This window comes from Nitrosomonas oligotropha (assembly GCF_009833085.1).
Taxonomy (GTDB): Bacteria; Pseudomonadota; Gammaproteobacteria; order Burkholderiales; family Nitrosomonadaceae; genus Nitrosomonas; species Nitrosomonas oligotropha.
Genome location: NZ_QRBZ01000043.1, coordinates 26,862 through 36,923, shown reverse-complemented (window position 1 = coordinate 36,923; position 10,062 = coordinate 26,862). Strand labels below are relative to the sequence as shown.

9 protein-coding genes are annotated in these 10,062 nt (G+C 50.0%); 4 read left to right on the top strand and 5 right to left on the bottom strand.

Annotation, left to right across the window (positions count from 1 at the left end):
* A partial coding sequence (locus ABD07_RS13310) for a flagellin N-terminal helical domain-containing protein (protein ID WP_476703649.1) occupies positions 1-393 on the bottom strand: 393 nt, incomplete at its 3' end.
* 181 nt (positions 394-574) lie between these two features.
* Positions 575-1,852 (bottom strand): DUF2130 domain-containing protein, encoded by a 1,278-nt coding sequence (locus ABD07_RS13305; protein ID WP_160818696.1) that lies wholly within the window; start codon positions 1,850-1,852, stop codon positions 575-577.
* A gap of 37 nt (positions 1,853-1,889) precedes the next feature.
* Between ABD07_RS13305 and ABD07_RS14730 the strand changes: the two genes are divergently transcribed.
* Positions 1,890-2,045 carry a hypothetical protein gene (locus tag ABD07_RS14730; RefSeq protein ID WP_193566066.1) on the top strand — a complete coding sequence of 52 codons (156 nt, stop codon included), beginning with the start codon at positions 1,890-1,892 and terminating at the stop codon, positions 2,043-2,045.
* Here ABD07_RS14730 and chrA read toward each other — a convergent pair.
* A complete protein-coding gene (chrA, locus tag ABD07_RS13295) occupies positions 2,019-3,371 on the bottom strand; it encodes a chromate efflux transporter (protein WP_160818695.1) in 1,353 nt (450 codons plus the stop codon). The two genes, ABD07_RS14730 and chrA, sit on opposite strands and share 27 nt — an antisense overlap.
* 37 nt (positions 3,372-3,408) lie before the next feature.
* The gene (locus ABD07_RS13290; RefSeq protein ID WP_160818694.1) at positions 3,409-4,458 is read right to left on the bottom strand and encodes an aminopeptidase; all 1,050 of its coding nucleotides are present in this window, start codon (positions 4,456-4,458) and stop codon (positions 3,409-3,411) included.
* A 434-nt stretch (positions 4,459-4,892) separates the two neighbouring features.
* On the opposite strand from ABD07_RS13290, the gene ABD07_RS13285 reads away from it, so the two are divergent.
* Complete coding sequence (locus tag ABD07_RS13285; protein ID WP_160818693.1) at positions 4,893-5,243, top strand: DUF3579 domain-containing protein; 351 nt, start codon at positions 4,893-4,895, stop codon at positions 5,241-5,243.
* Between the two features lie 61 nt (positions 5,244-5,304).
* On the opposite strand, the gene ABD07_RS13280 is transcribed toward ABD07_RS13285, so the two are convergent.
* On the bottom strand, positions 5,305-7,395 hold the full coding sequence (locus ABD07_RS13280) for a di-heme-cytochrome C peroxidase (RefSeq protein ID WP_240142563.1): 2,091 nt from the start codon (positions 7,393-7,395) through the stop codon (positions 5,305-5,307).
* A 231-nt stretch (positions 7,396-7,626) separates the two neighbouring features.
* Between ABD07_RS13280 and ABD07_RS13275 the strand changes: the two genes are divergently transcribed.
* A complete protein-coding gene (locus ABD07_RS13275; protein ID WP_160818692.1) occupies positions 7,627-8,895 on the top strand; it encodes a TolC family protein in 1,269 nt (422 codons plus the stop codon).
* Positions 8,892-10,058: an efflux RND transporter periplasmic adaptor subunit gene (locus ABD07_RS13270; protein WP_160818691.1), complete on the top strand. Its 1,167-nt coding sequence runs from the start codon at positions 8,892-8,894 to the stop codon at positions 10,056-10,058. Before ABD07_RS13275 ends, ABD07_RS13270 begins: the two co-directional genes overlap by 4 nt.
* Positions 10,059-10,062: the final 4 nt, after the last annotated feature.

The window sequence follows — 10,062 nt, the reverse complement described above, 5'->3', positions numbered from 1 at the left end:
ATGTTCATCTACAGTATTCTCCTGAATACTGTAAACAACGCTAGAAATTCTTACATGTAACGCTTTCTTGTCGCTGAGACTATTGGTTGAATTCGCTGCTTGTATGGAAAGCTCACGGATGCGTTGCAATGCCGAAGTCACCGAAGTCAATGCGCCATCGGCGGTTTGCAGCATAGAGACTCCATCGCTGGCATTTCTTGTCGCTTGATTCAAGCCGCGAATTTGCGATGTCATACGATCCGAGATGGCGAGGCCCGCCGCATCATCCCTGGCGCTGTTAATCCGCATACCCGATGACAGCCGTTCCAATGAACGGCCGAGATCGTTTGTAGTCGCGGATAGATACCGCGAACTATTCAGCGCTCCTAGATTGGTATTAATCGATAAACTCATTTTTTATCATGTGGCGTGACAAGTACGCTTTTTTAACGAAAGCTGGTTAAATTTCTTTAGATACTCGAGTAAATTTTCTTACTGGGTTTATCCCGGCCGGTCGGATGAAATTTCCTGAAACTATTGCGGTGTGCGGGATTAAGAGGGGTGTTGCAATAAACATGAAGTAGCTGGTTGCTGGCTAGGGCTCGTTTCCGGGGTCTTTCAAATCCAGCAGCGGTAGCTCCAATCCCTCAATGGCTGGCAATGCGCGTCCTGCAATGCCTTGCAAATCGCCATACATACCCACGGTGGATTCAATGACGCCCTGAATTTGCATTTCCCGCTTGGCCCAGAGCCGCGTCATGGTCTTGCGTTCTCTGTCGAGATCAGCCTGCATGTCGGAGAATTTCTCGACAATGGCTTCGATGCGATGTTTGAATCTTGGTCCGGTCAAATACTGATAGACCAATTCCATTTTGGTTTCCTGCCCTTCCTGGATTTGCCGTGTGCTGGCGATCTCGATCAGGGATTGGCGCAGGGCGATGACAAGTGGCAGCGCCAGACGAGGTTCGGTAATCCAGACACCATCGATTTGACCGAATGTTTCGATGTCTTTCGGTAATGTGCTGGATACCAGCACCGCTATTTCCGCTTTCGCGCTGCGCTGATCGCCGCGTAGTTTTGCCAGCCAGCCGTCACTCCAATTCTTGGTTCTCTTGGATTCCCACAGAATCGCCCCGCACCATTGTCCCAGCGGCCCCATGACTCTCTGCAGCACATCGCCGCCGAATTCGCCTTTGGCAACAGGCTCGATGCTATCCAGCGGAAATTTGAGCCGTAGCGTGGCTTCCAGTTCGAGTTCCGAAACTTCGCCTTGGAGTTGTTGCGAACCCTGATCGGCTCTGCGCTTCAATTCCTCAATCTGCCGCTGCATTGACGCAATCTGTTCTTCTTTTTCACTGACTTTGAGCCGGAGACCGTCTTCGGCTTCTTGCTTGGCTTTTTGACGAACCAGAGTGATCGATTCCTGCACGCGTTTTTCGACGGTTAAATCCAATTCCCGTTTGGCATCGTCCAGTTCACGCTGTTTCCGGATCAAATCGGCCTGTGCTTTTTGCGCTTCTTCCAGTTTGTGGTTGCGTTGCTGGAGAATTTCCTGCAATTCGGCCAGTTCTTTTGATTTCGCTTCCAAGTCGGTTGCCATTGCCAATCTTGCTTTCCTGGCTTCTTCGGCGGCAATCAGTGCGCGTTCTGCCTTCAATTTGCTGGCAACTTGCTCATCAATGGTCTTCTGCGCGTCTTCCAGAGACTTCTGCTGGGCTTTGAGCGTGGCTTCGCGTTTGGACACGTCCGCTTCTTTTTGCGCCATTTTCGATTCATATTCTTTCCGCGTGGCTTGTATCAGGGGAGCGGCCAGAGATTCGGTGAGTTTGATTTCCGTTGCGCAGTTGGGGCAATGAATGGTGGGTTCGCTCATGTTGAATCCTTCTTAATCAGAATATCCGGAATTTTATATGGAATGGGAGGGAATGCGTAATCATGCGCAAATGGGCGCCGGTTTACTGTCCAGTCATGAATCCCTGATGGTGCAGCTGACGGCGAGTATCGCGATAAGGGAGCAATACAAAGATTTGACCGAAGACTCAATTCAGCAGCAAAGTATATCCTAGGCCTACAGCGGCGCAGGCGCAGATGACCGTAACAATTCCTGCTTTATAGTTGAATAAAGCGACAAATGCGCAAGCGCCGATCAAGGCGGAAAACCATTCAAATCCAGCATCGAATCCTTGCGGCCACAGGACATGGTAAGCAAAGAATATCGCTAGGTTGACAATAACGCCGACCACCGCAGCCGTGATGCCGGTCAACGGTGCAGTAAATTTCAGGTCGTGACGGGTTGCTTCCACCGCCGGGCCGCCCAAAAGAATAAAAAGAAAAGACGGTAAAAATGTGAATAATGTCGCCACAGCGGCGCCGCAAATTCCCGCTAATATCAGCAAATCCGGTCCGAAAAGCGCTTTAGTCCAGCCGCCGACAAAACCGACAAACGCGACGATCATGATCAACGGGCCGGGTGTGGTTTCACCCAACGCCAATCCATCGATCATTTGTGCCGGATTCAACCATGCATAATGCTCGACGCCGCCTTGATAGACATATGGCAGCACCGCGTAAGCGCCGCCAAATGTCATGAGCGCTGCTTTGGTGAAAAACCAGCCCATTTGTGTCAGTGTGCCATCCCAGCCATATTGCATGGCCAGCAACAGCATGACGCCGCTCCAGATGAACAATCCGATGACGATCAGCAGTATGAATTGGCCCCACCGGAATAGGGCGTGTTCCGGAATAGGGGTGTCGTCGTCAATCAAGGCTGGGCCATACGAATTTTTTGATTTTTCGTGATGCCCGCCTGCTCTGAATTTATCCGGCAGATAATGCGATCCGATGTATCCGATCAAGCCCGCTATCAACACGATATAGGGGAAGGGAATGTTGAATGCAAAGATGGCGATGAATGCCGCGACCGAAATGGCGCGCAGCAGATTGTTTTTTAACGCTCTCGAACCGATGCGGTAAGCCGCGAAAAGCACGATCGCCGTGACCGCGGGTTTGATGCCATACAAAATACCCGCGACAGCCGGTATTTCACTGTAAACCAGGTAGATCCACGTCAGAATGATCAGAATCACAAGCGATGGCAGCACAAACAACGCACCGGCCACAATACCGCCCCAGGTGCCGTGCATCAACCAGCCGATGTAAGTTGCCAGTTGCTGGGCTTCCGGGCCGGGCAGCACCATGGTGTAATTCAGTGCATGCAAAAAGCGCTGCTCGGAAATCCAGCGCCGTCTCTCGACCAATTCCTGGTGCATCATGCTGATCTGCCCGGCCGGTCCGCCAAAGCTGATAAAACCCAGTTTCAGCCAATAAACGAATGCTTCCGTGAAAGATACGGGTTCCGGCCGGGTTACGGTTTGTTGTTCTTCGGGTGGCATAGTGCGTGAATAAGGGGTGTGGAATGGAGTGTGAAGATTATTGTTCTGCGGTTTTCCAGGATTGATTGCTTTCGGCAGCTTTTTGCAGTATCGAATTCCGCTCATGCTTCGGTAGCTTGCTCAGTTTTGTAACCGTATCGAAGAATCGTTCCATATCCCGGTCATGTTGTTTCAGAATGCCCTGGAATGCCGGTAGCAATTGCGTATAAATCGAAACCGTTGCCAGCAAGGCATTATTTAACGATTGCGCAAACCATCGGTCGTAACTGCTGAGATCGTTCTTTCCGGCTTTCAAGTGCAGGAATTCGGCACGTAATTCGTCGAAGATATGCGCCTTGCGTGTCCGTTTTTCAGTGTCACTCAAGTCCGACTGAAAAAGTTCTTGCAAGCGTTTGCGATGCTTGAGTATCAAACCGGTAAAGATGGTTTCTCTTTCCTGCCGCGCGGCTAAAGCAATTTGTTCCGTGGCTGTGCCGCCGCGCTCAAACCAGCGCTTGACGCCTTCATGTTCCACCGCAGTGGCAAAGGATTCGTTGAAAACAGTGTCGCCGGACACATACATGACCTGATGCGCCAGTTCGTGAAAAATCAAACGCGCCAGATCCATTTCCGAGTAACCGATAAAAGTATTCAAGACCGGATCGCTGAACCAACCCAGCGTGGAATAAGCGCGGATTCCACCAACATGCACGTCATAACCTTCCTTGCGGAGTTCTTCCGCGTAGCGCTCGGCGCTGGCTTGCGAGAAAAAACCGCGATAGTTAACGCAACCGACCTGTACAAAGCACCATTCTTTCAGTTTGACGGAGAGTTCGGGGGCTGCAAAAACATTCCACACCACAAATGGACGCTCTAAATCGGCATAACTGGTATAGCTCAGATTGTCCGGCAGCTTTAATTCACGGCTGGCAAACTCACGCAACTGCACCACCTTGGTGAGTGAATGCTTCAACTTCGGATCGATATCTGGATTCGCAATCACTTTACTGATCGGTTGCGAACGGTGTATGACACCGAAATGCCCGTCCACAGCCTGCGCATAATAAGGAAGATTGGCGCAAGCGCTGAGCCAGATGAGCTGACTCATGACTGCGGCAAGTAATAGAGGGCGTGGAACGCGTGCTAGCACTTCGATTCCTGGCGGGATAATAGAGCTCGGGAAAACGTTGCGGTTGTAAGCGTTGTCATCATGTTCATTGGATTCAGCCCGATAAATGAGATAGATCAAACCTAGGTTGAATTGTGTGCTATTTCAGTGGTGAAGTCATCAGATTCTAATTTCCCCGTTTAATTCCATCGCAATTTTTCAGCATGTGCTATCGGCGCTCTCTATTTTTCTCCGCTGGTGCCGATATAAGCATCTGGATTAAAAAGGAAAGAAGGTGCTCATGATGAATCTAAGCCGTGCTTACAAAAAATTTGCTCACAGCATGCTGGCATGCCAGCGCAAGAAACCATTATGGCATCGATTTATTCCATTCTTAAATCCGCTTAATTTTTCTTCTCGATGTGGTTTTGTGTATGCAAGCCGAGTCTGAAACTTTCCTCATTTTAGGCATTACCCCCGAGGGGCGGCCATTCCGTCCCAGTGATTGGGCGGAGCGGCTGTGCGGCGCGTTGGCCAGCTACGATAACCGGGGGCGATGGGTGTATTCGAATTATGCTCAGCCGGTCATATACCAAGGCAAGATAGGTGTGCGAGTGGAAAAGATACTGCAAGATGCCGATCCGGCCGCCTATCAATTTATCATGGCATTCGCATCCGGCAATCGTTTGAAAATAGAACCGGAGGAAGAAGTAATCCATCCACAGGAATCCGCTGTAGTGCAAGAGATTGTTTTGCCTGCGCGGAAACTGACATTTGCAATCTGATGGTGCCGATCTCGATGAATATCGGATTCTAAGCAGTTAAGACAGATTGCTTTCCGTGTTCTTATAAAGATTTAAGATATTCCAGCAGATCCAGCCGTTGTTCCTTGGTTAACGCAGGCAACAGTGTTCCATCCGGTAACGGTGTGCGGCCGGCAGCATATTCATGGCCGCTGTTGTGATTACCCCAAAGGCTGGTGCGGAACAGGAAACCGTCATAACCCGCCGATTTGAATCCCACTTTATCCGGGTCAAATTCGCGCGATCCGACCATGAACTCATCCGGGCGGTATTCACCTTCTACCGGATCATCCGGTCTTTTTTTCGGCAGCAGCAGATCGTACAGTGTCGGTACCGAGCCGTTGTGCAAGTAAGGGGCAGTTGCCCAGATGCCATTCAACGGGCGGGCTTTATACGCCATGGCCGAGGCGAAGGGATGCATGGTGGTGTCGGGCGTGTAGTGGCCGTTTTTCAGCGAAGACCGTACTTCGTTGTCAAAAAAAGTGTAAGCAAAATCGAATGATCGTTCAATCCATCGCCGGGCAAACCATTTATCTCTATCGGGGGTTGTCACTACATTGCGGGTTGCGGCGGTGAGCAGCGCGACCACGGGTGCCTGTTGTTGCAACAGTATATTTCCCACGCCGACGCTAACATATTGATTCTGCAAGATACCGCTATAGCCGGTAAATGCAATGGCGTTTTCCGCCATTTTTGAATCGGTTCCGACCAGAGACACATCGATCATTTGAGCGACAACGCGGCGATCGGGGGCGGCACGGTCAATTTGACTATGACAAGCGGAACAATAGTGTAAAAATAATTCGGCGCCCCGGGTCATTCGTGCGGTATCGATTTGGGGTAGGATATGTTCTGGCCACTGTGGTGATTTTAATTTGCGCAAATGATTCTCCACCCGGCGCAAATTGCGGATATCAATTGAAGATTGAAAATCGATATGTTTGGAGCCGAATCCCTGTCCGCCTAATACTGAGGATAAGGTAAAGCCGTCTTTTTCCTGCCAATCGAGCGTGCCGAATACGCCGATCAATTGACCGGCATTGCGCGCCATCGGTCCCAATCCGCTGTTATCGACCCGGCCATTCCATTGAATGTAATCGTGCTGCGGCACATCCCACAGAAACGGATAACTGACCGGCGCATCGGCCGGATTATAGATTTTATTGCGCAGTTGAATGCTTTGTTTGCCGGTCAGGTGTATCTGGGTCCGTTCGACAATATGGTCGCGATCGCTGCTGCTGAGAACAGGCTCCATGTCTGCCATGACTTGCGCCAGCTCTTCCGGGGTAAGTAATCCGGTAAGCAATTCACGCATTTGCTGTGTACTCATGAGGTGTTCAAGCACGCGGTTATAAATGCGCCCGAAGGCATCCAGACGGGCATAGCCATAACGTGTCAATGGGCGCTGAGTGTCGCGTGGGCTGTTGACGATGGTGTAAGTTTTGATGCGTTGCGCATATTGCTTGAGATCGGCTTGAACATCGTCCACATGATTGTAATGACCTTGCTGCAATACATTCGCTACAAAGCGCTGCAATTTTTCCGGATTTTTCAGAGTGGCATACAAAGCTTCGGCCAGATCGATCATGAATGTTTCCATATCGGAATATGCCGGGCCGCCATCAATGCGGATTCCGGTACCCTGGTAATTGATCTGGGTCGTGTGGCAGGCTGCGCAGGTAAATCCCATGTACGCTTTGCCTTGATATTCATCGCGCACCATTCCGGCAGGCAAACCATCCGGATTACTGCTGGTTTGGCGCTGCGGCAGATAACCGTACTTATCAATGTTTTTATCCGCACGGAACAAAGCGGACGAACCGGATTGCTCCAGTACCAGGAAGAAACTGTACGGTAATAAATTGGAGCCTTGCGTTGCAGTGTAGAACCACAGACTATCTGCAGCGGACCAGCCTTGATCAAGATAAACAGTCCGGGAAAACCGGCCGCCAAATTTATCGGTGCCGCTCAAGATGGCGCCACGATTGGAGTCATTGTCTCGAAGCTCGTATAGCCGCCAAGATAAACCGGTAACAAGCCAGACAATGACTAAGAAGCCGGAAATCAGCAGTAAGATTTTTATCCGGGATAAATAACGGTTAAGTGGTCTGGAGTACATTGGGATAAATGTCATCGTTCAGCAATTATTCAGGATTGTTTTGCTTAAATAACCGGTAGCTGACAATCAAAATTGTCCTTAACTCATTGATGGTTGTAAAAATAACAAGAAGAAATTCATTGCTCCTGTTATTAAGAGTACTAAATCTTAAATTTCATATATGATAATTAGTAGTTAATTTTATGTGAAAATTGCGTGAAAAATATGTGAAAAAGATAATGTTGTCGTAATAATTGAAAGGAACTTATGCAGATTTCCCCGTCTTTTTATTTGGTGTTAAGTATATTCTTAACCATTTCACCGCTGCCCGCATTAGGACAATCCAAAGCCAAGCTTACAATCGAAGAAATACAACGCATAGGACTGGAAGCCAATGGTCTCGTTCAGGCTGCGCGTTCGCAGGTCAATATGGCCAAAGCTGGCGTGGTCGCGGCATCAGCATTCCTGAATCCGGAAGTAACCGTAACCGCTGGGCCCGATAGCAATCGCTATTCGCTTGCTGTTACTGGACCCACTTCGATGCAACGCTCATTGACGGTCAATCAGCCGATCGAGAATCCATTTATGCGGAGTGCCCGCATTGATGCATCGGAATCTGTCGTGGATGCAAGCCGCGCCAGTTTAGACCAAGTGCGCGCCGATTTGGCGGCGCAGCTGCGTATGAGAGCCTATGAGCTGATGCTGCGCCTGGAACAAGCGACGATCGAGCAGAGTATTTACGAATTATTGGAAAATTTGCGGAATCGAATTGCCGCCAATGTTGAAAGAGGCGAAGTAGCGCGGTTTGAATTGATTCGTGCTGAAACCGAATTGCAAAGCGCGGCAAATCGTGCGCAGGCAGCGCACCTGACCGCGCAGCGCGCCCGGGTGATGTTGCTGCAATTGACGGCTGGCGCGATTCCAATTGATTTTGAGATTAGCGGCTCATTGAAAGATCCCATCCTGCTGCCGCCATTAGCGGAACTGCGTGAGCAAGTACCCAAGGTTAATCCGGAAGTAGTGCGGCTGCAGGCGGAACAGGAACGCGCCAGTCATCGAATCTCCCAGGAAAAAGCTTCAGTACTGCCGCAGATCAACGTGTTGTACACCAATTATCAAGACGCGCAATTCACCTCCAATATTGCCGGCGCGAGCGTCAGAATCCCGATCTGGTATCGCCGCCGCGGGGAAATTGACACTGCTATTTATGACTCCGCGCGCATACGGGAAACACTTGAATTTCGCCGCTATGAAATCGGTCAGCTATTTGAAGCAGCCTGGCAAGCCTTACAGATTGCACAAAGGCGCGTGGATTTATTCGAAGGTGGTTTGATCAAGGAAGCGGAAAATGTGGTGCAAGTCGCGCAAACCGCCTACCGGTTCGGTGAACGCGGGTTAATCGAATTTTTGGATTCGCAACGTATTCTCCGGGGAATCTTGAGCGATTCCATGCAGGCACGTTTTGAGCTACAGACCGCTGCCGCTGAAATTGACCGTCTACGCGCTCACTATCCCAAGGAGTTAGTCCCAGAATGAATTTCAAAATAATTTTTACCGGTTTTACAGTCGCTATTACTTTGTTGCTGACAGGATGTGATAAAACCGAATCCACTGACTCCGCTGATAAAGTTCAGCAAGAACCGGCTGAAGAACGAGACTTCAATAGCATTACCGCCCGCCCGGAAGTATTGAGCCGATTGCAAATCGGACAGCCATTCCTGGTCGATCTGGCTGATAAAATCCAAGTGCCGAGCCGGGTTCAAGTCGATGAAGAAAGAACGGCGCAAATTGGTTCCTATGTGACAGGGCGTGTCGTTGAATTGTTTGTCATCCTGGGCGACTACGTCAAACCAGGGCAAAAACTGGCCCGCATCACCAGTCCTGATTTAACCAATTCTCAACTGGCTTATTTGCGCGCTTTATCGCGCGTGGTGGTCACCACCAAAGCGCTTGAGCGTGCGCGCCATTTATTGACTGCTGACGCTATACCGCTGGCTGAAGTGGAACGGCGGCAATCCGAGCTGGAAATTGCTCAAGCCGAATTGGGTGCGGCAATTGATCAACTCAGGTTGTTTGGCATGGGCGATGCGGAATTTAAGGAGCTCAAGAAAAATGGGAAAATCTTGCCTTGGTTGGATATCAAGGCTACCCGGGAAGGCTACGTGATTGCACGTAACGTGATTGTAGGTCAAATAGTACAGCCTGCCGATCCTCTGTTTCAGATTGCCGATCTTTCGCATGTCTGGGTGGTTGGTGATGTGCCCGAGCAAATCGCGCGTGATGTCGAATTGGAGCAGCATGTGGAAATCAATGTGCCTGCATTGGGGCCACATTTTCTGGATGGTGTCATCATTTTTGTTTCGGATACCGTCAATCGCCTGACGCGAACAGTCATGACACGGGTGATGGTGGAAAATCCTGAGCGTAAACTGAAGCCGGATATGCTGGCAAATATGCACATCAGGGATCCGCAACACAAAGTACTGGTTGTTCCTGAATCGGCCGTGGTTCGAGAATTGAATCAGGACTATGTCTTTACCGCAATCAGCGATAACCATTTTCAGCGCGTGCCGGTTGAACTAGATAAAGAAGTGGCTACTTTACGGCCCGTGCTAAAAGGACTTACGATCGATCAACGAATTGTGACCGCCGGTGCGTTTCATTTAGACAGCGAGCGCAAGCTTGCTGAATTGGAGTAGCCGG

Coding starts and splice junctions, on each gene's coding strand:
- chrA (WP_160818695.1), bottom strand. CDS start 3,371: ATGCCACCCGAAGAACAACAAACCGTAACCCGGCCGGAACCCGTATCT.
- ABD07_RS13290 (WP_160818694.1), bottom strand. CDS start 4,458: ATGAGTCAGCTCATCTGGCTCAGCGCTTGCGCCAATCTTCCTTATTAT.
- ABD07_RS13270 (WP_160818691.1), top strand. CDS start 8,892: ATGAATTTCAAAATAATTTTTACCGGTTTTACAGTCGCTATTACTTTG.
- ABD07_RS13305 (WP_160818696.1), bottom strand. CDS start 1,852: ATGAGCGAACCCACCATTCATTGCCCCAACTGCGCAACGGAAATCAAA.
- ABD07_RS14730 (WP_193566066.1), top strand. CDS start 1,890: ATGGAATGGGAGGGAATGCGTAATCATGCGCAAATGGGCGCCGGTTTA.
- ABD07_RS13285 (WP_160818693.1), top strand. CDS start 4,893: ATGCAAGCCGAGTCTGAAACTTTCCTCATTTTAGGCATTACCCCCGAG.
- ABD07_RS13275 (WP_160818692.1), top strand. CDS start 7,627: ATGCAGATTTCCCCGTCTTTTTATTTGGTGTTAAGTATATTCTTAACC.
- ABD07_RS13280 (WP_240142563.1), bottom strand. CDS start 7,395: ATGACATTTATCCCAATGTACTCCAGACCACTTAACCGTTATTTATCC.